The organism is Microvirga zambiensis WSM3693, assembly GCF_016735695.1.
Lineage (GTDB): Bacteria > Pseudomonadota > Alphaproteobacteria > Rhizobiales > Beijerinckiaceae > Microvirga > Microvirga zambiensis.
This window is the reverse complement of the sequence record NZ_JAERQD010000012.1, coordinates 33,325-58,636: the sequence shown is the minus strand read 5'-3', so window position 1 is coordinate 58,636 and position 25,312 is coordinate 33,325. Positions and strand designations below refer to the sequence as shown.

At 64.1% G+C, this 25,312-nt stretch carries 31 protein-coding genes and 1 tRNA gene; 13 read left to right on the top strand and 19 right to left on the bottom strand.

Going from position 1 to position 25,312, the window contains the following annotated elements:
• The 6 genes from JKL46_RS11685 to JKL46_RS11660 all read left to right on the top strand — a co-directional run bounded on the left by JKL46_RS11685 (window position 1) and on the right by JKL46_RS11660 (window position 5,903).
• Window positions 1–1,818, top strand: a complete 1,818-nt coding sequence (locus tag JKL46_RS11685) for a DNA polymerase III subunit gamma/tau (RefSeq protein ID WP_201832967.1) — start codon at window positions 1–3, stop codon at window positions 1,816–1,818.
• Window positions 1,819–1,833: 15 nt separating this feature from the next.
• Complete coding sequence (locus JKL46_RS11680) at window positions 1,834–2,154, top strand: YbaB/EbfC family nucleoid-associated protein (RefSeq protein ID WP_201832966.1); 321 nt, start codon at window positions 1,834–1,836, stop codon at window positions 2,152–2,154.
• A gap of 64 nt (window positions 2,155–2,218) precedes the next feature.
• The gene (gene recR / locus JKL46_RS11675; protein WP_201832965.1) at window positions 2,219–2,824 is read left to right on the top strand and encodes a recombination mediator RecR; all 606 of its coding nucleotides are present in this window, start codon (window positions 2,219–2,221) and stop codon (window positions 2,822–2,824) included.
• Window positions 2,825–3,036: 212 nt separating this feature from the next.
• Window positions 3,037–3,873, top strand: a complete 837-nt coding sequence (gene dapD, locus JKL46_RS11670) for a 2,3,4,5-tetrahydropyridine-2,6-dicarboxylate N-succinyltransferase (protein ID WP_425493257.1) — start codon at window positions 3,037–3,039, stop codon at window positions 3,871–3,873.
• Between the two features lie 4 nt (window positions 3,874–3,877).
• Entirely contained in the window at window positions 3,878–5,035 is a 1,158-nt protein-coding gene (gene dapE, locus JKL46_RS11665) for a succinyl-diaminopimelate desuccinylase (RefSeq protein ID WP_201832964.1), read from the top strand.
• A gap of 277 nt (window positions 5,036–5,312) precedes the next feature.
• On the top strand, window positions 5,313–5,903 hold the full coding sequence (locus tag JKL46_RS11660) for a hypothetical protein (protein ID WP_201832962.1): 591 nt from the start codon (window positions 5,313–5,315) through the stop codon (window positions 5,901–5,903).
• On the opposite strand, the gene truA is transcribed toward JKL46_RS11660, so the two are convergent.
• Genes truA through def form a run of 4 tightly spaced genes read right to left on the bottom strand, consistent with a single transcriptional unit; the run spans window position 5,895 to window position 8,595 of the window.
• Window positions 5,895–6,644, bottom strand: a complete 750-nt coding sequence (truA, locus tag JKL46_RS11655) for a tRNA pseudouridine(38-40) synthase TruA (protein WP_201832960.1) — start codon at window positions 6,642–6,644, stop codon at window positions 5,895–5,897. The genes JKL46_RS11660 and truA overlap by 9 nt on opposite strands.
• Window positions 6,645–6,646: 2 nt before the next feature.
• Window positions 6,647–7,144: a GNAT family N-acetyltransferase gene (locus tag JKL46_RS11650; RefSeq protein WP_201832958.1), complete on the bottom strand. Its 498-nt coding sequence runs from the start codon at window positions 7,142–7,144 to the stop codon at window positions 6,647–6,649.
• A 3-nt stretch (window positions 7,145–7,147) separates the two neighbouring features.
• Window positions 7,148–8,080: a methionyl-tRNA formyltransferase gene (gene fmt, locus JKL46_RS11645; protein WP_201832956.1), complete on the bottom strand. Its 933-nt coding sequence runs from the start codon at window positions 8,078–8,080 to the stop codon at window positions 7,148–7,150.
• Entirely contained in the window at window positions 8,077–8,595 is a 519-nt protein-coding gene (def, locus tag JKL46_RS11640) for a peptide deformylase (protein ID WP_201832955.1), read from the bottom strand. Before def ends, fmt begins: the two co-directional genes overlap by 4 nt.
• A 197-nt stretch (window positions 8,596–8,792) precedes the next feature.
• On the opposite strand from def, the gene JKL46_RS11635 reads away from it, so the two are divergent.
• Window positions 8,793–9,980, top strand: a complete 1,188-nt coding sequence (locus JKL46_RS11635; protein ID WP_201832953.1) for a DNA recombination protein RmuC — start codon at window positions 8,793–8,795, stop codon at window positions 9,978–9,980.
• Window positions 9,981–10,085: 105 nt separating this feature from the next.
• On the top strand, window positions 10,086–10,589 hold the full coding sequence (locus tag JKL46_RS11630) for a YciE/YciF ferroxidase family protein (RefSeq protein ID WP_201832951.1): 504 nt from the start codon (window positions 10,086–10,088) through the stop codon (window positions 10,587–10,589).
• A 134-nt stretch (window positions 10,590–10,723) separates the two neighbouring features.
• On the opposite strand, the gene JKL46_RS11625 is transcribed toward JKL46_RS11630, so the two are convergent.
• From JKL46_RS11625 to rpmH, 8 genes are all read right to left on the bottom strand, one after another.
• Window positions 10,724–11,455, bottom strand: a complete 732-nt coding sequence (locus tag JKL46_RS11625) for a pyrimidine 5'-nucleotidase (protein ID WP_201832949.1) — start codon at window positions 11,453–11,455, stop codon at window positions 10,724–10,726.
• Window positions 11,456–11,539: 84 nt separating this feature from the next.
• Window positions 11,540–12,445, bottom strand: a complete 906-nt coding sequence (argB, locus tag JKL46_RS11620; protein WP_201832947.1) for an acetylglutamate kinase — start codon at window positions 12,443–12,445, stop codon at window positions 11,540–11,542.
• Between the two features lie 76 nt (window positions 12,446–12,521).
• Window positions 12,522–12,890: a DUF423 domain-containing protein gene (locus JKL46_RS11615; RefSeq protein ID WP_201832945.1), complete on the bottom strand. Its 369-nt coding sequence runs from the start codon at window positions 12,888–12,890 to the stop codon at window positions 12,522–12,524.
• Window positions 12,887–13,552: a ribosome biogenesis GTP-binding protein YihA/YsxC gene (gene yihA / locus JKL46_RS11610; RefSeq protein WP_201832942.1), complete on the bottom strand. Its 666-nt coding sequence runs from the start codon at window positions 13,550–13,552 to the stop codon at window positions 12,887–12,889. The genes JKL46_RS11615 and yihA overlap by 4 nt, the downstream gene beginning before the upstream one ends.
• A gap of 51 nt (window positions 13,553–13,603) precedes the next feature.
• Window positions 13,604–15,145 (bottom strand): CYTH and CHAD domain-containing protein, encoded by a 1,542-nt coding sequence (locus JKL46_RS11605; protein ID WP_201832940.1) that lies wholly within the window; start codon window positions 15,143–15,145, stop codon window positions 13,604–13,606.
• A gap of 139 nt (window positions 15,146–15,284) precedes the next feature.
• The gene (yidC, locus tag JKL46_RS11600) at window positions 15,285–17,144 is read right to left on the bottom strand and encodes a membrane protein insertase YidC (protein WP_201832938.1); all 1,860 of its coding nucleotides are present in this window, start codon (window positions 17,142–17,144) and stop codon (window positions 15,285–15,287) included.
• Complete coding sequence (gene rnpA / locus JKL46_RS11595; RefSeq protein WP_201832936.1) at window positions 17,137–17,571, bottom strand: ribonuclease P protein component; 435 nt, start codon at window positions 17,569–17,571, stop codon at window positions 17,137–17,139. Before rnpA ends, yidC begins: the two co-directional genes overlap by 8 nt.
• A 21-nt stretch (window positions 17,572–17,592) precedes the next feature.
• The gene (gene rpmH, locus JKL46_RS11590; protein ID WP_027314822.1) at window positions 17,593–17,727 is read right to left on the bottom strand and encodes a 50S ribosomal protein L34; all 135 of its coding nucleotides are present in this window, start codon (window positions 17,725–17,727) and stop codon (window positions 17,593–17,595) included.
• Window positions 17,728–17,992: 265 nt separating this feature from the next.
• Here rpmH and JKL46_RS11585 point away from each other — a divergent pair, with 265 nt between their 5' ends.
• The 3 genes from JKL46_RS11585 (at window position 17,993) to JKL46_RS11575 (ending at window position 20,509) form a co-directional block, all read left to right on the top strand.
• Window positions 17,993–18,784 (top strand): VTT domain-containing protein, encoded by a 792-nt coding sequence (locus JKL46_RS11585; RefSeq protein WP_201832935.1) that lies wholly within the window; start codon window positions 17,993–17,995, stop codon window positions 18,782–18,784.
• A gap of 107 nt (window positions 18,785–18,891) precedes the next feature.
• Complete coding sequence (locus JKL46_RS11580; protein WP_201832934.1) at window positions 18,892–20,328, top strand: sensor histidine kinase; 1,437 nt, start codon at window positions 18,892–18,894, stop codon at window positions 20,326–20,328.
• 104 nt (window positions 20,329–20,432) lie between these two features.
• A tRNA-Arg gene (locus tag JKL46_RS11575) sits at window positions 20,433–20,509 on the top strand.
• An 89-nt stretch (window positions 20,510–20,598) separates the two neighbouring features.
• Here JKL46_RS11575 and JKL46_RS11570 read toward each other — a convergent pair.
• Window positions 20,599–20,766: a hypothetical protein gene (locus tag JKL46_RS11570; protein ID WP_201832933.1), complete on the bottom strand. Its 168-nt coding sequence runs from the start codon at window positions 20,764–20,766 to the stop codon at window positions 20,599–20,601.
• 143 nt (window positions 20,767–20,909) lie between these two features.
• Here JKL46_RS11570 and JKL46_RS11565 point away from each other — a divergent pair, with 143 nt between their 5' ends.
• Window positions 20,910–21,176 (top strand): GlsB/YeaQ/YmgE family stress response membrane protein, encoded by a 267-nt coding sequence (locus tag JKL46_RS11565; RefSeq protein WP_201832932.1) that lies wholly within the window; start codon window positions 20,910–20,912, stop codon window positions 21,174–21,176.
• 59 nt (window positions 21,177–21,235) lie between these two features.
• Here the strand turns inward: JKL46_RS11565 and JKL46_RS11560 are convergent, their stop codons facing one another.
• Window positions 21,236–21,460, bottom strand: coding sequence for a YgaP-like transmembrane domain (locus tag JKL46_RS11560; RefSeq protein WP_201832931.1), 225 nt, complete (start codon window positions 21,458–21,460; stop codon window positions 21,236–21,238).
• A 138-nt stretch (window positions 21,461–21,598) separates the two neighbouring features.
• Here JKL46_RS11560 and JKL46_RS11555 point away from each other — a divergent pair, with 138 nt between their 5' ends.
• Complete coding sequence (locus JKL46_RS11555; RefSeq protein WP_201832929.1) at window positions 21,599–22,093, top strand: YciE/YciF ferroxidase family protein; 495 nt, start codon at window positions 21,599–21,601, stop codon at window positions 22,091–22,093.
• Window positions 22,094–22,159: 66 nt separating this feature from the next.
• Here the strand turns inward: JKL46_RS11555 and JKL46_RS11550 are convergent, their stop codons facing one another.
• From JKL46_RS11550 to JKL46_RS11535, 5 genes are all read right to left on the bottom strand, one after another.
• Window positions 22,160–22,408 (bottom strand): hypothetical protein, encoded by a 249-nt coding sequence (locus tag JKL46_RS11550; protein WP_201832927.1) that lies wholly within the window; start codon window positions 22,406–22,408, stop codon window positions 22,160–22,162.
• Window positions 22,395–23,036, bottom strand: coding sequence for an acyl-homoserine-lactone synthase (locus JKL46_RS11545; protein WP_201832925.1), 642 nt, complete (start codon window positions 23,034–23,036; stop codon window positions 22,395–22,397). The genes JKL46_RS11550 and JKL46_RS11545 overlap by 14 nt, the downstream gene beginning before the upstream one ends.
• An 88-nt stretch (window positions 23,037–23,124) precedes the next feature.
• Window positions 23,125–23,439, bottom strand: coding sequence for a response regulator transcription factor (locus JKL46_RS35460; protein ID WP_343074051.1), 315 nt, complete (start codon window positions 23,437–23,439; stop codon window positions 23,125–23,127).
• Window positions 23,440–23,493: 54 nt separating this feature from the next.
• The gene (locus JKL46_RS35455) at window positions 23,494–23,799 is read right to left on the bottom strand and encodes an autoinducer binding domain-containing protein (RefSeq protein WP_343074050.1); all 306 of its coding nucleotides are present in this window, start codon (window positions 23,797–23,799) and stop codon (window positions 23,494–23,496) included.
• A 310-nt stretch (window positions 23,800–24,109) separates the two neighbouring features.
• Window positions 24,110–25,141 carry an IS110 family RNA-guided transposase gene (locus JKL46_RS11535; RefSeq protein WP_201832923.1) on the bottom strand — a complete coding sequence of 344 codons (1,032 nt, stop codon included), beginning with the start codon at window positions 25,139–25,141 and terminating at the stop codon, window positions 24,110–24,112.
• Window positions 25,142–25,312 lie beyond the last annotated feature (171 nt).

Below are 25,312 nucleotides of genomic sequence, written 5' to 3'. Positions count from 1 at the left end.
ATGGACGATACCACAGCCGGCACGCCCCTGAACGACGAGCCGGCCCTGCCGGGCTTCCCCGCCGCGCCGGCATCAACGGCGCCGGCCTCTCCCTACCGCGTCCTTGCCCGAAAATACCGCCCCAGAACCTTCGACGATCTGATCGGTCAGGAGGCGATGGTGCGCACCCTCTCGAACGCCTTCGAGACCGGCCGCATTCCGCAGGCCTGGATGCTCACCGGCGTCCGCGGCGTCGGCAAGACCACGACGGCCCGCATTCTCGCCCGCGGCCTGAACTACCAGAAGGCCGACGGCTCGGGTAAGCCGACCATCCACATGCCCGAGCTCGGAGTCCATTGCGAGGCGATCATGGAATCGCGGCACGTGGACGTGCTCGAGATGGACGCCGCCTCCCATACGGGTATCGACGACGTCCGCCAGATCATCGACGGTATCCGCTATTCTCCCGTGTCGGCCCGCTACAAGGTCTACATCATCGACGAGGTCCACATGCTCTCGGAGAAGGCGTTCAACGCCTTCCTGAAGACGCTGGAGGAGCCGCCGCCGCACGCGAAGTTCATCTTCGCCACCACCGAGATCCGAAAAGTTCCGGTCACGATCCTGTCGCGCTGCCAGCGCTTCGACCTGCGCCGCATCGAGGCCGACAAGCTCGTCGCCCATCTCGGCCGCATCTGCCAGGCTGAAGGCGTGCAGGCCGAGCCGGAGGCGCTCGCCGCCATCGCCCGCGCGGCGGAAGGCTCGGCGCGCGATTCGCTCTCGCTCATGGACCAGGCCATCGCCCATGGCGCCGGCCTCGTGACCCCCGACACCGTGCGCGACATGCTCGGCCTCGCCGACCGCACCCAGGTGATCGACCTGTTCGAGACGGTGATGCGCGGCGACGTGCCGGCAGCCTTCGCGAGCTTGCGCGCGCAGTACGATGCCGGCGCCGATCCGGCCGTGATCCTGTCCGATCTCGCCGCTTTCTCGCATATCGTCACCCGCCTCAAGCTGATCCCCGAGGCGGCGCGGGATCCTGCTCTCTCCGAGATCGAGCGCACCCGCGGCACCGATTACGCGCAAAAGCTTTCCGTGCGCACCCTGTCCCGCGCCTGGCAGATCCTTCTGAAGGGCATCCCCGAGGTCCAATCGTCCAACCGCCCGATCGCAGCGGCGGAAATGGTGATCGTGCGTCTCGCCTATGCGGCCGACCTGCCGACGCCGGACGAGGCCCTGCGCGCGTTGAAGGACGGCGCTCCGGTGCCATCCGGTGGTCCTTCCGCGCCGGCGCCGCGACCCTCCGGTCCTGCGACCTCCGGCAATATGGCACTTGCGACCTCGCAACCGCATCCGCAGCCACGCCCTCAGGCCGCGCAGCCCGAGCCGACCATGCGGCTTCGCCGCTTCGAGGATGTGGTGGCGCTCGCCGGCGAGAAGCGCGAGATCGTGCTGAAGGCCCAGCTCGAACGGGAGGTGCGCCTCGTCCGTTTCGAGGAAGGCCGGATCGAGCTCAGCCTCATCGAAGGCGGCAGCCGCACCATCGCCAACGACCTCACCCGCGCGCTCCAGCAATGGACCGGCGAGCGCTGGATGGTGGCGCTCTCCACGCAGGAGGGGCAGCAGACCCTGCACGAAAAGGCGGTCGCGGCCGAACGCGAGCGCAGGGAGGGGGCTGCCAACCATCCCCTCGTGCAGGCGGTGCTTTCGAAATTTCCCGGCGCGCAGATCGTCAACGTGATCGAGCGCGCGAAGGCCGGCGAGGACGCGGAAACCGAGATCCTCGGCGAAGAGGATGCGCTCGCTGCGCACGAGGCCGAGGAAGACGACGATCTGTTTTAATTCAAGGATACGGTCATGAAGGACATCATGGGACTGATGAAGCAGGCTCAGGCGATGCAGCAGAAGCTGCAGGACGCCCAGGCCGAGCTCGACACTCTCGAAGTCGACGGTTCGTCCGGCGGCGGTGTGGTGACCGTGAAGGTGACCGGCAAGGGCAGCCTCAAGTCGATCAACATCGACCCCTCGCTCATGAATCCCGACGAGAAGGAGATCCTCGAGGATCTCATCGTCGCCGCCATGAACGACGCCAAGGGCAAGGCCGAGCGCGCCGCTCAGGAGCGCATGGAAAGCATCACCAAGGGCCTGCCCCTGCCTCCGGGCCTGAAGCTGTTCTGAGCATCGCGCGAAGAAGTGGATACCGGTTCTTCGCATGAAGCGATGCGATAAAATGAGAACTTGAATGGCCCAGCACGTTGCCGGCCCCGAGATCGAGCGCCTGATCCAGCTTCTCGCCCGCCTGCCGGGCTTGGGCCCACGCTCGGCGCGGCGCGCGGCGTTGCATCTCATCAAGAAGCGCGAGACGCTGCTCAACCCGTTGAGCGATGCCATGCGCATCGCTAACGAGCGCATCGTCGTGTGCTCGTCCTGCGGCAATGTCGATACGTCCGATCCCTGCACGATCTGCCGGGATGCCAAGCGCGATCCGTCGATCCTCGTGGTGGTCGAGGACGTGTCGGACCTCTGGGCGCTGGAGCGCTCGGGCGCGGTCAACGCGAAATATCACGTGCTCGGCGGCGTGCTCTCGCCGCTCGACGGCGTGCGGCCCGAGCACCTGAACCTTGACAGCCTCGTCGCCCGCGCTTCCGAGCCTGTTGTCGCGGAAGCGATCCTGGCGCTGAACGCCACCGTCGACGGGCAGACCACCGCCCATTACATCACCGAGCTTCTCGCCCATCTGCCCATCAAGGTGACGAAGCTCGCCCACGGCGTGCCCGTTGGCGGCGAGCTCGATTATCTCGACGAGGGCACGCTCTCCGCCGCGATCCGCCAGCGCACATCGTTCTGAGGCGACCACCTCCATCATCACCCTCGCCGTCATCCCCGGACTTGTTCCGGGGACCCACGTCTTGAGAACAATAGCGCTGCAAAGACGTGGGTGGCCGGAACAAGTCCGGCCATGACGTGAGGGGCATATTGGGTCAAAGGCAGATGATGACGTGACAGGCCGGAGCGCCGTTGCTAATCAGGCCGCATCACCATTCTTGCTTCGAGTTGCAGATGTCCAACCTTGCCCAAACCATCGACGCCGCCTGGGAAGACCGGGCCAATGTGACGCCTTCCACCACGGGAGCGGTCCGCGAGGCCGTGGAGGAGGCGATGAGCCTCCTCGATGCCGGCAAGGCGCGCGTCGCCGAGAAGACCGGCACTGAGTGGCAGGTGCATCAATGGCTGAAGAAGGCCGTGCTGCTCTCCTTCCGCCTCAACGACATGGGCATCATCAAGGGCGGGCCGGGCAATGCGGTCTGGTGGGACAAGGTGCCCTCCAAGTTCGACAACTGGTCCGAGATCGAGTTCAAGGCAGCGGGCTTCCGCGCCGTGCCGAACTGCACCGTCCGACGCGGCGCCTATATCGCGCCAAACGTCATCCTGATGCCGTCCTTCGTCAATCTCGGCGCCTATGTGGACGAGGGCACCATGGTCGATACCTGGGCGACGGTCGGCTCCTGCGCCCAGATCGGCAAGAACGTGCACCTCTCCGGCGGCGTCGGCATCGGCGGCGTGCTCGAGCCGCTCCAGGCCAACCCGACCATCATCGAGGACAACTGCTTCATCGGCGCCCGCTCCGAGGTTGTCGAAGGCGTGGTCGTCGGCGAGGGCTCGGTGCTCTCCATGGGCGTCTTCATCTCCGCCTCGACCAAGATCGTCGACCGCAACACCGGCGAGGTCTTCGTCGGCCGTGTGCCGCCGTACTCCGTGGTCGTTCCCGGCTCGCTCCCCGGCAAGCCGCTCCCGGACGGCACCCCCGGCCCGTCCCTCTACTGCGCCGTCATCGTCAAGCGCGTCGACGCCCAGACCCGGGCGAAGACGGGGATCAACGAGCTGTTGCGGGACTGATCCGATGGACACTTCCCCCCTCGCTCTCGCCCAATCCCTCCTGCGCTGCCCCTCCGTGACGCCGGAGGAGGGCGGGGCGCTCGCCTTCATCGAGAGGGTGCTGAAGGAAGCGGGGTTCGAGGTCCATCGCCCGGTCTTCTCCGAACCCGGCACGCCGGATGTGGAGAACCTCTATGCCCGCTACGGCTCGGGCAAGCCGTATCTGCTCTTCGCCGGGCATACGGATGTGGTGCCGCCGGGCGATGTGAGCCGGTGGCAATACGATCCGTTCGGCGGTGAGATCCATGGCGGCGAGCTTTATGGGCGCGGCGCGGTCGACATGAAGGGCGGCATCGCCTGCATGATGGCAGGCGCGCTCGATTTCATCCGCGACAATCCGGACTTCAAGGGCTCCATCGGCTTCCTGATCACGGGGGACGAGGAGGGGCCGGCCGTCAACGGCACGGTCAAGCTGCTCGAATGGGCGAAGGGCCGGGGCGAGCGCTTCGACCATTGCATCCTCGGCGAGCCGACGAACCCGAACCAGCTCGGCGACATGATCAAGATCGGGCGGCGCGGGTCGCTCACGGGCCGGATCGTCGTCGAAGGCAAGCAGGGGCACGTGGCCTATCCGCATCTCGCGGACAATCCGATCCCGGGCATGATGCGTCTGCTCGACGGGCTCCTGCGGGAGCCGCTCGACCGGGGGACGGATCATTTCGACGCCTCCAACCTGGAAGTGACCACGGTCGATGTGGGCAATCCGGCGGCCAATGTGATCCCGGCGGAGGCGAAGGCGACCTTCAATGTCCGCTTCAACGACCTCTGGACGCCGCACAGCCTGGAGGCGGAGATCGAGCGCCGGCTGAGGGACGCCGCCGGCAACAAAGTGCGCTACACCCTGAAGGTCGAGCCGACCAATGCGGTCGCCTTCCTCACGCCGCCGAATGCCTTCGTGAGCTTCATCGCCGATGCCATCGAAGCCGAGACCGGCTCGAAGCCGAAACTCTCGACGACGGGTGGCACCTCGGACGCTCGCTTCATTGTGAAGGACTGCCCGGTTGTCGAGTTCGGCCTCGTCGGCCAGACCATGCACCAGATCGACGAGCGCGTGGCAGTCGCGGATCTCGACCGTCTGGCAGTGATTTACCGCAAGGTGCTCGACGCCTATTTCGCCGCCTGAAAGTCTTGCTCATCAATCTCTCGACCTCATCCTGAGGAGCCTGCGGAGCGGGCGTCTCGAAGGAGGATCCAGAGCGCACTGGAGGCGCCCTCGTCCTTCGAGACGCCGCCTGCGGCGGCCCTCAGGATGAGGGCTTAGGGGCAAAAACCCCTTATGAGCCAGCCTTTGAGGACGAGCGAAGACCTTGACTATTTAGACTAAAGTCGAAGAATAGCCGGAACGTTTTGAAGCTTCCGTCCATTTTCGTGGGCAACCGCCTGCCACGAAGGGGCCGCTCATGATCGTCACGGCTGATGAGGTCAACCGCTCGTTCAGAGGAACGCTCGACCTGCTCAACAGCAGGTCGGAGGGCCTGAAATCCTTCGACATGAGCGAGCACGGCTTCTGGCGCTCCTTCACGGCGCTCTGGCTGACCCTTCCGGCCTATGTGGTTTCTCTCGCCTTCGAGCGCCTCCGCCTCGGCCTGCTCCAGCCCGACCGTGCGCTGCTCGACAATCTATGGGTCGATATGGTCGTCGCCCTCGGCCATGTGGCGGGCTTCATTGCCCTGCCGGTGGCGATGATCTGGATCGCGCGCTGGCTGCGGCTGGAGACGGCCTATGTCCCCTTCGTCATCGTGACGAATTGGATCTCCGTCATCGGCATGCTGGTGCTCTCCGTGCCGGCGATCCTCATGCTCCTCGGATGGGCGCCTCCGGGCCTCGCCAGTCTCTTCAGCCTCGCCTTCGCGATCATCATCGTGAGAATGCAATGGTTCGCCACCAAGGCGACCCTGGGGCTCTCAAGCCTGCCGGCCCTGGGCATCGTCGTCCTCGGGATCGTGCTCAACGCGGCCGTGGCGAGCGCGATGCGGAGCCTGCTAGGCTAGTTCCGGATAATCCACGCCGATCAGGTAGAGCCCGGTCGACGGCGCCATCGGGCCGCAGCGCTTGCGGTCCTTTGCGTCCAGGGCCGCGCGAACATCCTCCACCGACCAGCGCCCGGCGCCTGCGCGCTCCAGGGTCCCCGTCATCGAGCGCACCTGATGGTGCAGGAACGAGCGGGCGGAGGCATAGATGCGGATCTCCTCGCCGATCCGCTCCACGTCGAGCCGGTCGAGGGTGCGGATCGGGCTGTTCGCCTGGCATTCGGCAGCGCGGAACGTGGTGAAGTCGTGCCGCCCGATCAGCATCTGCGCGGCCTCGTGCATGACCTCGGCGTCGAGCTTCCACGCCACGTGCCAGACCCGGCTCGCGTCCAGCGTCGGCGGTGCCCGGCGGTTGAGGATCCGGTAGACGTAGTGGCGCTTCAAGGCCGAGATGCGGGCGTTGAAGGTCTCCGGCACGATCCGTGCCGAGAGGATCGCGACCGGAGCCGGCTTGAGATGCGCGTTGGTGGCGTCACGCACCGTGTCCGGCCGCCATTCCTTCTCGAGGTCCACATGGACGACCTGATGGGTGGCATGGACGCCGGAATCGGTGCGGCCGGCACAATGGATCCGCACGGCGCTGCCGGTGAAGCGCGCGATGGCATCCTCCACCGCCTGCTGCACGGAGAGGCCGTTGGTCTGATGCTGCCAACCGGTGAAGGGCGTGCCGTCATACTCGACGACAAGCTTGTAGCGAGGCATGTCTACGTCAATTCTGCAAAGGCCCGGGCATAGGCGACCGGACCATGGGCCCGTCTCCCGTCGTCGGACAGGGCAAGCGCCTGGAGATAGGGCCCGTCATAGGGCGTTTTCAGGTTCTGCGCCAGCTTCGGATCGAAACCAAACCGCCCGTAATAGGATGGCTCGCCGAGAACCACGACGAGATCGAATCCGTCATCCGTCAGGCGCTGCAGGCTCTCCCGGACCAGAGCCGTCCCGACGCCTTGATGCTGGAAGGAAGGCGAGACAGCGAGCGGCGCCAGCACGCAGGCTTTGACAGAAGGGGTTTCATGCAGGGCCAGGTGAGAATAGGCGATATGCCCTGCCGGCTTCCCGTCATACGCCACGAGCGAGAGGATCAGGTCGCCGTCTCTGTCCATGTTGCGCACGAGGTCGGCCTCCGCTGTTTGCGCGAATGCGGCATCGTAGATGGCATAGATCGCCGGCCAGTCGATGGATTCCTCCAGACGGATTCTGGTCATGACTCACCCGAAGCGGGCGCCCGGACTAAGCCTCACCCCGCGTAAGAATTCCTCGAAGGATACGGGTCCCTTGCCGGCTCGCTGAACCTGGATCAAGCGGATGGCCCCGTCGCCACAGGAAATTATACCATTGCTGTCGAGGAGTGTCCCTGGGGCGCCCGAACCAGAAGCCAGTGTCGCCCGCAGCACTTTCACGCGCTCCTGGCCCTTGCCGAAATCGGCGGTGAAATAGGCGCCGGGGAAGGGCGAGAGGCCGCGAACATGATCGTGCACCGCCTGGGCAGGCTTCGACCAGTCGATCAGGGCTTCTTCGTTCTTGATCTTGTGGGCATAGGTCACTCCATCCTCGGGCTGCGGGGTGAAGCTTAAGCCCCCGCGGGACAAGGCGGCGAGGGCCCGCACCATGAGATCGGCACCGAGAACCATCAGCCGGTCGTGCAACTCGCCCGCATTCATGTCGGGCGCGATCGCGACGCGTTCGGCCATGGCGACGGGACCCGTATCCAGGCCTTCCTCCATCTTCATGACGGCGACGCCGGTCTCCCTGTCGCCGGCCATGACCGCCCGCTGGATCGGAGCGGCTCCGCGCCAGCGCGGCAGCAGCGAGCCATGCAGGTTGAGGCAGCCGAGTTCAGGCGCCTCGAGGATCGTCTTCGGCAGCAGCATGCCGTAGGCGACCACCACGGCCACATCGGCATCGTGGCTGCGGAAGATCTCGGCGGCCTCCTCCGTGCGCAGGGTCTTGGGCGTCAGCACGGGGAGCCCAAACCGATCGGCCATCTTATGGACGGGTGAGGGCTTCAACTCCATGCCGCGCCCGGCGGCGGCCGGCGGGCGGGTATAGACGGCGACCACGTCATGGCCCTGCCCGACGATCTCGGACAGGGTGGGCACCGCGAAATCGGGCGTGCCCATGAAGACGACGCGCAGGCTCATGCCCCGGCCTCGCGCTTGGCGGCCTTCTTGAACTTGGTCATCACCCGGTCGCGTTTGAGCTTCGACAGGTAGTCGATGAAGAGGACGCCGTTGAGGTGGTCGATCTCGTGCTGCACGCAGGTGGCGAGCAGCCCATCCGCGTCCTGCTCGATGGTCTCGCCCTTCAGGTTCATGAAGCGGAAGCGGACCCGGTCAGGCCGCTCGACCTCCTCGTAATATTCCGGGATCGAGAGGCAGCCTTCCTCGTAGACGCGCTTCTCCTCCGAAACCCAAGTGATCTCCGGATTGATGAGCACCAGCGGCTGCCGTTCCTCCTCGGATTTCGACACGTCCATGGTGACCATGCGGACCGGCATTCCGATCTGGATCGCGGCAAGGCCCACGCCGGGGGCGTCGTACATGGTTTCCAGCATGTCATCCGCCAGCCGGCGGATCTCGCCCGTGACCTCCTTGATAGGCTCGGAGATCAGGCGGAGCTTGGAATCGGGGAGGATGACGAGGGGTTTGATGCTCATGATCGCGGGAGATAAGCGCTTAGCTGAGGATGGTCAAATCGTTCGTTTCCAGCATCGGACCCAAAAGTAGGTCCGCTTTTGGGACTCGTCCGATGCCTGTCATTCATGGTGCATCGTTCTCGCGGAAAAGCGGAATCCGCTTTTCCGCACGAGGCACTTGTGTTCGGATGCACCCGTCAACCGGAACCCTATGCCCGATGAACGACATCGTCCTGACCCTCGGCAAAACCTCCTTGACCTGGGGGCAGGCCGTGATGGGCATGGCGGGGTTAAGCCTCGTTCTCCTGTTCATCGTCACCCTCCTGCTCCTGCGCACCCGCCGGGACCGGGCCGTGGAGGCCGCCGTCGCCGACGAGCGGGCGCGGGAGATGGACGACAGGGTGGCGGAGCTCACCCGGATCCAGTCGGAGATGACTGGCCGGATGCGGACCATGGCCGAGGTGTTCGGTTCCCGCCAGAGCGACTTTGCCCGCATGATCTCGGAGCGGATCGACGGGCTGCAGCACCGGGTCGGCCAGGGGCTCGAGACCTCGACCCGCCACCAGAGCGAGAACCTGTCCAAGCTCAACGAGCGTCTCGCCGTGATCGATGCCGCGCAGCAGAACCTGACGAACCTCACCGGCGAGATCGTGGGTCTCAAGGACATCCTCTCGAACAAGCAGACCCGCGGCGCCTATGGCCAGGGGCGGATGGAGGCGATCGTCCGCGACGGGCTGCCGGCCAATGCCTTCGCCTTCCAGGCCACCCTGTCGAACCGCACCCGGCCCGACTGCCTCGTGCGCCTGCCCGGCGACGAGCGCGGGCTCGTCATCGACGCCAAGTTCCCCCTGGAGGGCTTTACCCTGTTCCGCGAAGCCAAGGGCGACGAGGCGAGAAACCGTGCCGCGGCGCGGGTGCGCAACGACATGCTGGTCCATGTGAAGGACATTTCCGAGAAATACCTGATCCCGGGCGAGACCCAGGACATCGCCATGCTCTTCGTGCCGGCGGAATCGATCTATGCGGATCTCGCCGAGCATTTCGACGACGTGGTGCAGAAGGCTCATCGCGCCCGCATCGTCATCGTCTCACCCTCTCTTCTGACCCTGGCGATCCAGGTCATGCAGGCGCTCGTGCGCGATGCCCGCATCCGGGAGGAGGCGCGGGTGATCCAGGTCGAGGTACAGAAGCTGCTGGAGGATGTGGGGCGGCTCGATTCCCGCGTGGCGAAGCTCGATGCGCACTTCCGCCAGGCGCAGGACGATGTGGCGCAGATCAGGGTCTCCGCCGACAAGATCGCGAAGCGCGGCGAGAGGATCGAAGCCCTCGAATTCGACGAGAGCGAAACGGAGGCCAGGGCCGAGTGGCTGCGCCTTCAGGGCCGGAATCTGAGGGCTGTGGATTAGGCCGGAACCGGCATCCGCCCGCAACGTTCTTCCCAGGCTGAACGAGGCGCCAGTTTGATGGCGCTCGCACGTTGGCTTTTCTCAGAACCCGGGAAGGATTGCGCTATGGGCCTTTTGTCGAAAGACATCAAGTCGTTGGATGATCTCTTCATCCATACTCTGCAGGACATTTACTATGCCGAGCAGCAGATCACGAAAGCGCTGCCGGAAATGATCGAGAAGGTGAGCGATCCGCAGCTGAAGCAGGCCTTCCAGACCCATCTCGGCGAAACCGAGCAGCAGATCCAGATGGTCGAGCAGGTGTTCCGCATGCACGGCCACGATCCGAAGGGCGTGACCTGCCCGGCGATCGACGGCATCATCGACGAGGCGCAGGACATTGCCGGCGACATCGACGATCCGCAGGTTCTCGACGCCGCCCTGCTCGCCGCCGCGCAGGCGGTGGAGCATTACGAGATCACCCGCTACGGCACGCTCGTCGCCTGGGCCAAGCAGCTCGGCCGCGAGGATTGCGCCGGCGTCCTGCACCAGATCCTGGATCAGGAAAAATCCACGGATCAGAAGCTCAACCGGATCGCCGAGAGCAAGATCAACACGAAGGCTGCTTAAGTCAGCGCTGCAGCCGACTGACCGAAACATACTCGTCATGGCCGGGCTTGTCCCGGCCATCCACGCCTTAGGGCCCTATCATGCAAAGACGTGGGTCCCCGGAACAAGTCCGGGGATGACGTCGCGGTTGGCCGTTACTTCACCGGCAACGCATAAGCCTTCAAAAAATCCGCCAGATCGTTGGTGATGTAGTCGATTTCCGGCGTCTTGACCGCCTCCTGCTCGAAGCTTTCCCGGAACGGATCGAAGGTTTTGGGCACGATCAGGGTCGTGGTCATGCCGAGTTCATGCGGCACGGTCAGGTTCTTGGCGATATCCTCGAACATGGCGGAGCGGGCGGGCTCCACTCCGTGCTTCTCGAGAAAGATCTCATAGGCGCGCCGGTCCGGCTTCGGCACGAAGTTGGAAGCGGCGATGTCGAACACGTCCTCGAAACAGTCGAGGATGCCGATTTTCCTCGCCACGTTCTCCGCATGCTTGCGCGAGCCATTGGTGAGAATGAGCTTGCGGCCCGGTAGCTTCTGGATCGCCTCGCCGAGGCCGTGGTTCAGCTCGATATCCGTGTGGTCGATGTCGTGCGCGAAATCGAGAAAGTCCATCGGATCGATGTCGTATTCGTCGATCAGCGCCTTAAGGGTCGTGCCGTATTTGTGGTAGAAATATTTCTGCAGCGCCTGCGCGGACAGCCCGTCGATGCCGAACAATTCCGTGACGTAGAGGGTGATGCGCTGGTCGATCTGCGGCCAGACCCGCGAGGTGTGCGGGTAGAGGGTGTTGTCCAGGTCGAAGACCCACGTCTCCACATGCGAGAAGAGGCGGGAATCGGCGGAAGACAGATGGTTCTCGAAAGCAGGCTTCGCGTTCATGGATCTTCAGAGACGACAATGGGGCCGTGCGGCCCCACTGACTTCAATATAGGCGTTATTGGCCCCCTCGTGAAGGGCGAAGCCCTACCCCCTGCGGATCAGGGTGCCAGCGCCGTGGTCGGTGAACAGTTCCAGCAGCACCGCATGCGGCACTTTGCCGTCCAGGATGACCACCGCCTCGACGCCCTTTTCCAGGGCATAGATGCAGGTCTCGATCTTCGGGATCATGCCGTCCGTGATGGTGCCGTCGGCGATCAGGCGACGGCAATCCTCGATGGTCATTTCCGGGATGAGGTTCTTGTTCTTGTCGAGAACGCCCGGAACGTCGGTGAGGAGCAGGAGGCGCTTCGCCGTCAGGGCGCCCGCGATGGCGCCGGCGAAGGTGTCGGCATTCACGTTGTAGGTCTGGCCGTCGTGGCCAGTGGCGACCGGCGCGAGGACGGGGATCAGCTCGGCCTGGAGCACCTGGTCGAGAACCGCCCGGTTCACATGCTCCGGCTCGCCGACGAAGCCGAGATCCACCACCTTCTCGATGTTGGAATCGGGATCGACCGCCGTGCGGGTCACCTTGCGGGCGGTGACCATATTGCCGTCCTTCCCGGACAGGCCCACCGCCTTGCCGCCCTCGGCCCCGATCCAGCCGACGATCTGCTTGTTGATGGAGCCGGCGAGCACCATCTCGACCACCTCGACGGTGGCCGAATCCGTCACGCGCAGCCCGCCCTTGAATTCGGACTTGATGCCGAGCTTTTCCAGCATCTTGCCGATCTGCGGGCCGCCGCCATGGACGACGATGGGCTTGATGCCCGATTGCTCGAGCAGCACCACGTCCTCGGCGAAATCCTCGGCCGCCGCACGGTCGCCCATGGCATGGCCGCCATACTTGATCACCACCACCTGCTGGTCGTAGCGCTGCATGTGCGGCAGCGCCTGCACAAGCACCTCGGCCTGCACATGAACGTCGGGAAGGGGCGTGGACGGATCGGACATGAACGGCTCCGGCGCGGACATAAGGATCAAACGGCCTGCGTTCTAGCCCAAGGATGGGCCGCTGCAAACAGAGACTTCAGGCTCTCAGGCGAAGAAGGGCTGAGGCTCCGATGAGAACCCAGCCGAGCATGAGGAGGATACCTCCCGTCGGCGCCGCCCTTGGAAACAGCGCCACTCCGGAAAAGGCGCGGCGGGAGAGATCGCCGCAGAACAGGGCGAGGCCGAGCACCAGCACGTAGCCGGCAATCTGGCCCAGCATCGGGTTCACGGCGCCCACTGCGATCAGCGCCACGAGGGCGAGGAGGGCAGGGGCGTGGAAGAGCAGGAACTGTGCTGCCGTGGCGAGGTTGCCACCGGTAACGTGGGCCGCGGCGGCGGAGAGGCCGACGCCGAGGAGGCCTGCCAGGGAGGCGAGCACGAGCAGCAGGCGGGCAGCAAGAGTCACACTGCGCCTCTTTCGCTCAAGAGCCTGGCGATACCCGCGCGAAGCTCCGGGATGCCGAAGCCCGTCCGGCTCGAGGTCGGCAGGATCTCGGGGAAGGCGGCTGCCCGCTTCTCGATCTTCTTCAGGGTGTCCGCCATGCGCTTTTCGAGCTCGCCGGGCTTCAGCTCGTCCGCCTTGGTCAGCACGATCTGGTATGAGACGGCGGCCGTGCCGAGGGTCTCTAGCACAGCCTCGTCCACCGGCTTGATGCCGTGGCGGGCGTCGATCAGCACGTAGACGCGGGCGAGGCTCGCCCTTCCGCGCAGGTAATCGTGGATCAGCTGCGTCCAGGCCTGCACTTTCTGCTTCTCGACGGCGGCAAAGCCGTAGCCGGGCATGTCGACGAGGTGGAAGCGGTCGTTGATATTAAAGAAATTGAGCTGCTGGGTGCGACCCGGCGTGTGCGAGGTGCGGGCGAGCGTGTTGCGCCCGGTCAGCGCGTTGACGAGGCTCGACTTGCCCACGTTGGAGCGCCCCGCAAAGGCGATCTCCACCTTGCTCATGGGCGGCAGGTTGTTCAGGGCATTGGCGGCCCAGATGAAATCGGCTTCGCCGGCAAAGAGCTTGCGGCCGATTTCGAGAAAGGGGTCGACGTCCTGGTTCGGGGGGCTTGTCTCGGTCATGGGGGCCCTTATCGGCGCTCGGCTCGCATTGTTCAAGGCGCCAGGGCGCCTTTACGGCCAGAAGGGATCGATCTTGGCGAGGGATTTCGCAGCAGACTTGCTCTTGTCGAGAAGCTTCTCTCGCCGCCGCTCGGCCTGCTTGGGCGAGGTTTCGACCAGGGAGGGGACGAGGGAGCCGCTGACCGCCAGATCGTGCAGTTCGCCGAGTTTCTCCTGAAGCTCCTCCAGAATGGCAGCGAGCTTCCTGCGGCGCTTCTGCTTTTTCTTGGATGGGAAGAGTGCAGCGAAGAATTCGGAGCCGTAGCGCAGTTTCTTGATGCGGATCCGCAGCTCGTGGCGTTCCTCCTCGCTGCGCTTCCTCAGGCGCTTGGCAATCTTGAGGATGCGCTTGAAACGGCGGGACAACTCGTCCGAGACGAAATCCCGAGCGAGGCGATCCCGGGCCTGCTTCAATTCGGGCGCCTCGGATGTCGTCCAGTCTCCGGCTTCGATCCAGGCCGCCGCCTTGAGCACCACATCCATGAAGCGGCGCGATTCGAGGGTCTGGAGCAGGTCGCGGTAAGCCCCGGCCCGGTGCCGCTTGACCTTCCCGATCTGCGATTTGTCGTACTCGGCCTTCGTGGAGGTGATCCGCTCCAGAAGGACGTCGAGGTCGCGCGCATAGCCCATCGCCTGTCCGGCCCAGCGCAGATCGCCTTTGATCGTCGTGCTCTCGGGATCCGTCAGCAGCTGTTTCCCGAACAGGGAGATGGCAGCGCGCAGGCGGCGCAGGCCCACCCGCATCTGGTGCAGGGATGCGGGATCCTGCGTCTGCCGCACGAGAGCTTCGTTCCGCAGCATCTGGGTCAGGCATGCCCGCGCAACGCGTTGAAAGGCCTCGGCGCAGGTGGCGTTCTTCAGCAGCTCGATCGGTTCGGCGCGGAACGGCTGAAGCGATGCGGTCTCCAGAAGCCGGTAGCCGCGCTCCGATTTCGTTACCGTGGACAGGCGCAAGGGAATCGTCTCGCCGAGGCGTCGGGCGAAAGCGAAGAGAGCGGCAGGACTTCCCTTCCTCAGCTCCAGCTCAACTTCGGAAAAGGCGACCTCCTGGTGCTTGCCGGATGCCTTGGCCCGGTCGAGCGCCACCTCGATCAGAGCATCGTCGAGTTCCGCTTCGAAGGCCTGTCGGTCCATATCGACCGTGAAGACGGGCTTGAGGCTCTCCCGCGTCGCCTCATCCGTCAGAAGCGCTTCGAGCGCCGTCCCGGCCGCGGCGGACAGGTCGAGTTCGCCGTCGACCGGGGTCTCCCATTCGCTGCGGTCCATGGCGAGGCTTCCCTTGGAGCCTTCGGCCTTGATGGTCTGGACGGCGGTTCCGCCTCGGTGTCGGATGCGCAGGCTTATGCCCTCCCGGTAAAGGGTGTGATCGTCCGTATCGAAATAGATCGCATGGAGCTGTCCGCTCTGGTCGGCCAGGGGCGTGAGACAAGACAGGGCCGGATGGGCAAGCAACTCGTCGAGGGTCCCGGAGGCGAGTTCGAGCTTCAGCTCGACCTCACGGGGCGGAACATCGGCTTTGGAACTCCGCTTCAGCCGGCTTTCTGGGGCACTCATGGCCTGTCACGCTCCGTCTCGACCCTTGAGAATATAGAGGCGGGGCGGCCAGAGAAAATCGCGACAAGCGGCGGCAGGGGGCCAAACGAAAATCCCCGGGACGAGGCCCGGGGATGATCGCATTCGGTCTTTATCCGCTTCAGCTCTTGGCAGCGCTTGGCTTGCGGCTGAAAGTCTTGCGCAGATTGTCGAAGAGTTCGATCTTCACGCCGTTGCGCCTCATGATGAAGCCCTGCTGGGTCACCGAGAGCAGGTTGTTCCAGGCCCAGTAGATCACGAGGCCGGCAGGGAACGAGCCGAGCATGAAGGTGAAGATCACCGGCATCCAGGCGAAGACCTGCTTCTGAACCGGGTCCGGCGGCTCCGGATTCATCTTCATCTGCAGCCACATGGTGATGCCCATGATGATCGGCCAAACGCCGAGCATCAGGAAGTGGCCGATGACCGGCACCGCGCCCGGGTTGTAGGGCAGGAGGCCGAACAGGTTGAAGATCGTGGTCGGATCGGGCGCGGCGAGGTCGCGGATCCAGCCGAAGAACGGCGCATGGCGCATTTCGATGGTGACGAACAGCACCTTGTAGAGCGCGAAGAACACCGGGATCTGGATCAGCACCGGCCAGCAGCCCGCGACCGGATTGATCTTCTCCTTGCGGTAGAGCTCCATCAACGCCTGCTGCTGCTTCATCTTGTCGTCGCCGTAGCGCTCGCGGATGGAGGCCATCTCCGGCTGCACTGCCTTCATCTTCGCCATGGACCGGTAGGACTTGTTGGCGAGCGGGAAGAACAGGATCTTCAGCAACACCGTGACCAGCAGGATCGCGATGCCGAAATTGCCGAACAGGCGGAAGAAGAAGTCGAGCACCTTAAAGAGCGGCTTGGTGATGAAGTAGAACCAGCCCCAGTCGATCAGGAGATCGAAGTTCTTGATGCCGTAGGTCACATGATAGTTGTCGACGGTCGCGACCTCCTTGGCGCCGGCGAAGAGGCGCTGGGTCACTTCCGTGGTCGCGCCGGGCTGGAGCGTCTGCGACGCGCCGGCGATCGTGGCCTGGTAGGTGCGATCGGTCGTCTGGCCCTGCTGCGAGGTGAAGGAGCCCTGGAAAGGCTGCGTCTGGTCGGGAATGACGGCGGCGGCCCAGTACTTGTCGGTGATGCCGAGGAAGCCGCCGGTGACCGAATTCCAGATCTGGCCGACCGTGTTGCCGCCCGAGATCGGCTCCTTCTTGTCCAGGTTCGCGTAGGTGATTTCCTGCAGGCCCTCGTCGCCGAGAACGCCGATCATTCCCTCGTGCAGCACATAGTAGCCGAGCGTGACGGGGCGGCCGTGACGCGAGACGAGGCTGTAGGATTGCAGGGTCACGGGCGCCGTGCCGCGGTTCTCGACCGCATCCTTCACCGTGAACATGAACTTGTCGTCGACCGAGATCGTGCGGCGGAAAACGAGCCCTTGTTCGTTCTGCCAGGTCAGGGTGACGGGGCTGCCGGAGGAGAGCGAGGTCTTGTCGGCCGTCCACACGGTATTCTGGTTCGGCAGGCTGCCGGCCTGGGTGCCGAGCCAGCCGAATTCCGCGTAATAGGGATTCTGGACGCCGGTGGGCGACAGAAGCACGATGATCGGGCTCTTGGGATCGACCGTCTCGCGATAGTTCTTCAGGGACACGTCGTCGATGCGGCCGCCGCGCAGATTGATCGAGCCGGCGATGGAGGGCGTGTCGATGGCCACGCGGGGCGAGGCGGCGAGGGCTGCCTCACGAGTCTGGATGGTTGGAGCCGAGGGAGTGCTCGGGACCGTTCCCGGCACCGTGGGCGAGGCCCCGCCGGCCTGGCTCGGGCTCGCGGGCGCGTTCGGCGCGTTGGGATTGACCTGCGTGGATTGCGCCTGCTGGGCGGCCTGCCTTTGTCTTTCGGCCTGAGGAGCCGCAAAGAAGTATTGCCAGCCTAGCAAAACCGCCAGCGACAGGGCGATGGCGATGATGAGGTTTTTGTTGTCTTCACGCATGGGAATGTCCGCGACGCTCGCCGTTGGAGGGAGGTGAGGAGGATTTGGTACGCTCTGCGGGAGCGGCGCTTTTCGGCTTGGTGACCGTCCGCAGGGCGCGCCGAAGATCGTCGATGAGCACGTCGAAATCGGCGGAGAGGATGTCGCGCCGTCCGATGACGACGATATCCGCATCGATCGTTGCGTAATCCCGGCCGGCCGTGGGGATGGCGGCCCGGAGCCGGCGCTTGATCCGGTTTCGCTCGGTGGCGTGGCCGACCCGCTTCGTCACCGTGAGGCCGAAGCGCAGGCCGAGGCCCGAACCCTCGCGCAGCCGAGCCTGGACCGACATCCGCTCGGTATGAAAGCGGCGGCCAGAGGCCGCCGCGACGAAGTCAGGTCTTTTCGTCAGACGCCCGAGGCTCAGCTCTGCGCGAGGCTCGCGCATCGGGCGATCCCAATAGGCTGCTTACGCCGAAAGGCGCTTGCGGCCATGGGCGCGGCGAGCGGCAATGACCTTGCGGCCACCCTTGGTCGCCATGCGCGCACGGAAGCCGTGGCGGCGCTTGCGAACCAGCTTGCTCGGTTGATACGTCCTCTTCACGGCACATCTCCGGTCGAATGGGGCAGCGGTGCTCGATGGCTCGCGCCCGTCTGGTTTGATGGGGTTTCCCCCGAAACTGTTTCGAAAAAACGATCAGCGCCCCAGAAGAGCGCTGTCAGCTTGCGGGCTTATGACGGAATGGTAGGGCAAAGTCAACGCCGCTCTGGCCTTTATGCGGCAATCGGCCCGGCGCCTGTCGGCCCGAAGTGGGGCGGTGGGCGTTAGGCTATCGAATACTCCATAGCATGCCCATTCAGGAGAGTCCGTGGTCGCAACAGAGCCGAATTCCGCCAGTGCAAAGGCAAGCGGGTCGATCTGGCGCGCCTTGCCCCTGATCCTGCTCCTGATGGCGGTCGGAGCCGTGTTCGTCACCGGGCTGCACCGGTCCCTGACCCTCGAGGCCTTCATCCGCTCCCAAGCTTGGCTGCGAGAACTCGTTGTGTCCCATCGCCTGGGGATGCTCGGGCTCTTCATCGCGATCTATGTGGCGGCCGTGACCCTGTCTTTGCCGGTCTCCGCCTTGTTGAGCGCAATCGGCGGCTATCTCTTCGGCTGGGCGGTCGGCGGCCTCGCTGCCTCCATTGCGGCGACATTGGGCGCGGCCAACATCTTCCTGATCGCCCGGACCGCCATCGGTCGGCCCCTGCTGCGGCGGGCAGGCCCTCGGATCCAGAACTTGGCCGCAGGCTTTCGGGGCGAAGCGTTTCTCTATCTCCTCTCCCTGCGTCTGATTCCCGTGATCCCGTTCTGGCTCACGAACCTGGCCGCCGCGTTCTTCGGCATGCGATTGCGGCCTTTCCTGCTCGCGACCCAGATCGGCATGCTGCCGATCTGCCTCGCCTTTGCCTTCGCAGGGTCGGGCCTGGACGAGGTCGTTGCCCGACACGAGATGCTTCGCAGCCAGTGCCTGGCGGCCGGCCGGACCGACTGCACGATCGAATTCGGTGCAGGCAGCCTGTTGACGCCCCAGTTGGCGCTCGCTCTTTCCATTCTGGGAGTTCTGGCGCTGGTCCCGGTCGCGCTCAGATATTGGCGTCAGCGGAGAGCCGAGGGATGAAGCGAGGGATGAAGAAGGCGTCTTCCCGTGTCTTTCTCCTGGGACGAGGGTGTGGCGATGGAATGTTATGGCTTGTGTCATGGCGCGCCGCCTGAGATGAAACGGGAATGAGCCAAGAGCAGATCTCCTTTGCAGGGCGTATCCTGAGCCAGTTCGGGCTCTCCGCTCGCCTGCTCCTGCTCACCGTGCTCTTCGTGATGATCGCGGAGGTGCTCATCTATGTGCCCTCCGTAGCCAATTTCCGGTTGGCCTGGCTCAACGACCGGCTGGCGGCGGCGCAGATCGCCGCCATGGTCCTCGATGCGGCACCCGAGGAATCCCTGTCGGAAGAGCTGGAGATGCGCCTGCTTCAGGGCGTCGGCGCGAGGGCCATCGCCCTGAAGGGGGGAGGGCGCAGGAGCCTTCTGGCGACGGGCGACGTCCCGCCCGAGGTGAGCAAGACGGTCGATCTGCGCGACGCGCAGTGGATGACCCTGGCGCGGGATGCCATGGATGTCCTGTTCAATCCTGCCGACAAGCCGATCCGGGTCGTCGGTTCCGGCATGGGCGTGGAATTCGTCGAGTTGATTCTCGATCAGCGCCCCCTGCGCCACGCCATGATCGAGTTCTCGCGCAACCTCCTGCTTCTCTCCCTGTTCATCTCCGCCATTACGGCGAGTCTCGTCTATCTCACGCTGCAATGGGTGATCGTGCGTCCCGTGCGGCGGCTCACCGGCAACATCGCGGATTTCTCCAGCAATCCGGAGGATGCCTCGCGGGTGATCCAGCCGACCGACCGGGTCGACGAGATCGGGCTCGCCGAACAGGCGCTTGCCCGGATGGAGACCACGCTTGCGGACGAACTGCGCCAGAAGCGCCGTCTGGCCCAGCTCGGCCTTGCGGTGAGCAAGATCAACCACGAGCTGCGCAACATGCTGACGACCGCTCAGCTTCTGACGGACCGCCTCGACCGGGTCAGCGACGAGAGCGTGCAGCGCATCGCGCCCCGCCTCGTCAGCACTCTCGACCGGGCCATCGCCTTCTGCGAGACGACCCTCGCCTACGGCCGGGCGACCGAGCCTTTGCCGCAGCGGCGGATGATCCTCCTCGCCCCCCTCATCGAGGAGCTGTCGAACCTGACGGATCTGGCGCCGGAGGTGGGAATCGTGCTCGAGGCCCAGGTGCCGGAGGATCTGATGGTCGATGCCGATCCTGATCAACTCTCCCGCGTCCTCGTCAACGTGGTCCGCAACGCCGTCCAGGCCCTCAGCCAGACGGGCTCTCCCGAAGGCACGCCGCGAATCGACATATCCGCATCCCGGGAGGGAGGCTCCGTGGTGATCCTGATCCGGGACAACGGGCCCGGCATTCCCGAGCGGGCCAAGGCCAATCTCTTCGCGCCCTTCCAGGGTTCGGCCCAGAAGGGCGGTACGGGCCTCGGCCTGCCCATCGCGGCGGAACTCGTCCAGCTCCATGGCGGCACGATCACGCTCGACGAAGGCAATGGCAAGACCTGCTTCCGCATCACCATTCCGGACCGGCTTTCATCCGTCGCGGCAAAGTGAGGCTTTTCATTTCTTCTGCACGAAGAGGCTTGCCAACCGGATCAGATCCCTCTATGTCACCGGCCTCGGCCAACGTTGCTTCCCAAGAGCGACCAGCCGACCAAGCGCCCGTAGCTCAGCTGGATAGAGCACCAGACTACGAATCTGGGGGTCAGAGGTTCGAATCCTTTCGGGCGCGCCATTTCTCTCTACATCGATGATGCAAAGAAGGTTCGAGGCCGCGGCCTGGTGCGCCGCAGCCTCTCGCGGTTGCGTCGGAGGATCGCGGTTCTAAACCTCTGCGGCCGGGGTGATGCCGAGATCGTCGAGCTTGGCTCGCACGTCCGTGACCGAACGTTTCAGCTTCAGGCTGATGACTGAGACCGGGACCCCTTCTCGGGCAAGCGCCAGGAGGGCCTGAACAGCCTCATAATTCCAGTGTTCTCCGGCAGGATTCATGGCGGCATCTCCGTTTTGAGCCGCAAAGGTCCGCCTCAAGTGAGGCGAGAAGATGAAAAATCGGGCCTGGGAAAACTCTCCGCCGCAACCTTAGCCGGGGGATGCGCGTTCTTTGTTGAGGCAACACTCGCGGGAACCACATCATGAGCATTCTCTGGACCATCATCATCGGCTTCGTGGCAGGCGTGATCGCCAAGTGGATCATGCCCGGTCGCAACGAGCCGTCCGGCTTCATCCTCACCACCATCCTCGGTATCGTGGGTGCCTTCGTCGCCACCTATCTCGGCCAGGCGCTGGGCTGGTATCGGGCCGATGAGGGAGCAGGCTTCATCGGCGCCATCGTCGGAGCCATCGTCGTGCTGTTCATCTACGGCCTGATCGCCGGTCGCCGCTCGACCTCGTCCTACTGAGTTCGATCGCACATCTATCGAGACGGAAGGGCCGCAGCTGAGCTGCGGCCATTTCCCGTTCAGCCCCGGTAGACCAGGCGTTCGCTGTCGTGATCGCCGGTGAGCGCTGCTTTGATCGGGCAATTGCCCACATATCCGCGCCAAGCCAGGTAGGAGCCACCGGCTAGCGCGAGAACGTTCAATAGCGGGTTCGGACGGGGCTTGGCCGCCGCGGCCGCGAGGCCGAGGCCCACGAGCATATAAATCCCGCGTTCCGCGGTGCTGAGATTGGGCTCTTCATTCATCGTTTCGGTACTCCTTGCTTAGCTTTTGCGAACGCGACGCGAAGCGCTGTTGTTCCTTGCGCGGCAGTCGTGAACAGGTGGCAGGAACATCAAAGCTTGACCTTCGTTGAGTCCACTCTTCAACCACGGAGCGTCACGATGCCAGCAGCTGAGAAAACCCTGAACGACCTCTTCCTTCACACCCTGAAAGACATCTTCTACGCCGAGAAGCAGATCCTGAAGGCGCTGCCGAAGATGGCGAAGAACGCGGAATCCGAAGAGCTGAGGCAGGCCTTCGAAACCCATCTCGAAGAAACGGAAGGCCAGATAGAGCGGCTCGAGCAGGTCTTCGAAATGCTCGGCAAGCCAGCCCGCGGCGTGACCTGCGAGGCGATCAACGGCATTATCGAAGAGGGCAAGGGAATCATGGAAGATTTCGCCGACAGCGAGGCGCTCGATGCCGGCATCCTTTCCGCAGCGCAGGCGGTCGAGCATTACGAGATCACCCGCTACGGCACGCTGAAGACCTGGGCCGAGGAGCTTGGCATGCGCGATGCCGCAAAGCTTCTCGATCAGAACCTTCAAGAGGAAAAGAAGACCGATCAGCTCCTGACCAAGCTCGCCGAGGCCCGCGTGAACACCAAGGCGGCCTGACCGAGGATAACATTCAAAGGCTCCGCGCTCCCGTGGGCGCGGAGCCTTATTTTTATTCCGGCAGCCTCAGTGGCGATGCGCATTGTCCGGCGCAACTTCCGTGTCGAGGACGAGGCGCATGGAGCCCGACGGCGTGATCTCGAGCGCGGCTTTCATCGTGTCCGGAAACTCGACCAGATGCATGAACGCGAGAAGCCTCAGGCGCACGATCGGGGGAAGCCGCGCGAGACATTGTGCCAGCGATTGCGATGCGCGGTCGATCATCTCCTCCTGCACGAAGGAGGCGAGGGGAACAGTCTCGTCAGGCAGCGACATGAGGCACCCGATTGAGAGGGCCTTTGAGAGGCGCGTTGCGGACAAGGGCAGAACTGCGCAAACCTGCGAGGGCGCAGACTCGGTCGAGACTGGCCTGCGAGATCCCGACCGAGGCCGCGATGCATGGCTGGCCCTCGATCACGATGGGCAGGCCCAGCGGCTTGACCTTGAATCCCGCCTGCTGCCAGCGAGGCAGCCACCACATCTCGACCACCGCCGTGACCTCCGTGATCCCTTCCTCGAGACAGAATTGCTGGATCGCTGCGAGAAGGCGGCAATCGGCGCGGCCCATTCGCCTTTCCCTGACGACGAAATACCGCGTCCATTCGAGAACATGCTGCGCTCTCGGAAGGCCGCGCGGAGCCATGTGGCTGAACACCTCGCTCAGCATGTGGGGCAGGACGGTCGGATAGAGCCGCTGCCCGCCGACGACCCGATCTCCGTCGAGGGCGAGCAGGTAAATCGCATCGTCGTTGTCGTAGGCATCGATCTCCCGCCCATCGCGGTGCTTGAGATCGCGCCATCCCCGCTCGTTCACGAAGACTTCGTATCGAAGGCGGAAGTATTCGTCCAAGATGTCCCGGTATGAATCTCGATTTGTTCTATCGATAACGTGGATTTTTGTCATGATGCGCCGTCCCCCTATCTTTGATTGATGGGGCAATTCTCGCGCATCCGCAGGAAGGCGGATATTGTAGGAAGTTACAGGGTCTGCATCACATGCCGATCAGCTTGTACTGCAGGGCGCGCGCCACGGCCTGGGTCTTGTTGACCGCATCGAGCTTCTGGCACGCGCTCGCGATATGGGCGGTCACCGTCCGCTCCGTAATGCCCAGGATCTCGCCCGTGTCGGCGGCGGATTTTCCGGCCGCGGCCCAGATCAGAGCCTCCCGCTCCCGCGGAGTGAGGAGGCCGGAGCCGACATGCGGGTTGGGCTCGAGCAGTTCCCTGGCCCGCTCGAAGGCGTACATGGCCATCAGATGCAGGGCCGGCTTGGTCCGGGACGACAGGTCGAGGTCGACACCGCTCATGGAGAAGCACGCCTCATAGCCGTTGATGCCGTGAATGGGCAGGCAGAAGCCTTCCTACATCCTGAAATCTGTTGCCCGCTCCATGATCTCGGCGGCTCTCGGTTCGCGGGTTCGATCATAAGGCGCCTCGGACCATTCGAACGGCTGGGTCGTGTTCCGGCACAGACGGATGATCGGGTCGCTCCGCACGTAATCTTCCCGTGCGTAAATATCGAACCAGCCCATAGGCCATTTCTTCAGGAGGACGACCTGTTCGAACCGCTCCTTGGGATTCGGCAGGCCGGTGATGATGAAATTCTCGAACCCGAACAGGGAGAAAGTCTTCGCGACCGCTTCGACCACCTCGTCTGCGCTGTCCATCCTGTCGAGGGCGTCGATGAAGTCGAAGGACTCCGTTCTCTTATTCCGGGGATTCTGGTCAAGCCCTTTGAGCGGCCCTCTCCGTCAGTTCGGCTGATATCACCTGTCGGGTCATGGTTCTCTCCGCGGTCGGCAGACACCGCCGCATGATGGGGTCGGAAGCCTCAGCCTCGCCATGTTGCATACGCGGTCAATCTGCTCCCTGAGGTTCAGGTATCAGGCCGCAACGGAGCCCACGCGATGGCTGCTGCCTCGTCCCGACAAGGGACATCGTACCGCCAGATCTGGCGGATCTCTTGGGGTCTCTATCTCATGCGGGCTGCCCTTCCTGGCGCGACCACCGGAAGTCCGTGTTGTCACGCCACATCCGGTGCAGAATCACTGCCAACTTACGCGCGACCGCGACGGTCGCCTTCTTGCTGCCCACCTTCTTGGCGAGCCGGGTGCCCCAGGCTTTGAGCGCAGACCAGCGCGAGACCCGGTTCAGCAGGACCCCGGCCGCCTCAAACAGATACGTGCGCAGCAACGGATCGCCGCATTTGGAGATCCGACCGCTTCGGTCGATCTCGCCCGACTGATACCGTCGTGGGGTCAGGCCAAGGTACGCCCCTACGCTGGACGAGCTCGAGAACCGGTCTGGTGCGTCGATGACACTGATATAGGCCAACGCGACCAGAGAGCCGATGCCGGGAGCCGTCATCAGGCGTCGGGCCGCTTGATCCTGGCGTGCCAGCCCCATGAGCCGACGGGTGAGGATGCCGATTTGCCGGCTGACCTCCTGCAAGGCTGTCAGGAGTGCCTCAACTGCATCCTTCAGCGGCCCATTGGCGACCAGTTCGCGCACGCGGTCGATGAAGGGCTGACGGCCTCCCTTGCCGGCCACCAACCCGAAGGGCTTGAGCATGCCTCGGATCTGGTTGATCAGATCCACGCGCACCTCCACCAAGCGAGCGCGGGAGCTGAGGAAGCTGCGGATCACCTGGCTGTCGAGGCTCTTGACGGTGACCTCCCGGTACCAGCCCGTGCGCACAATCTGAGCCAGCCCAAGCGCATCATTCGGGTCGGTCTTGTTCACCTGCAGCGACAGCGCTGCCTTGGCATGGCGCGCATCCAGGCAAATCACAGGCAAGCCGCGCTTCTTCAACTCATGCCAGTGCCAGGTCGACAACGGGCCGCTTTCCAGGCCAATGCGCTCGACATGCGGTGCTCTCGCTTCGACGACTGCCGCAATGGCTTCCGGCGTCGAGGCGCATTTGCCACGCCAGAGCGCCTTCCCGTGCTCGTCGATGATGCAGACGGCTGTCTGCTCCAGCGATACATCCAACCCGACATACTGCTTCATGAGGATACTCTCCGTTGGCTTCCAGTTTGGGCCTGATCGCATCAGACCTCAGTTTGCCGTCGAAGGGCACCAGGCCCGGAATAACCCCATGTTGCATAATCGAAGTTGTTGCCGCTCACGGAAATTCCTCCACATGCAACTTTAAGTTAAATATTACAACTATACTACCAA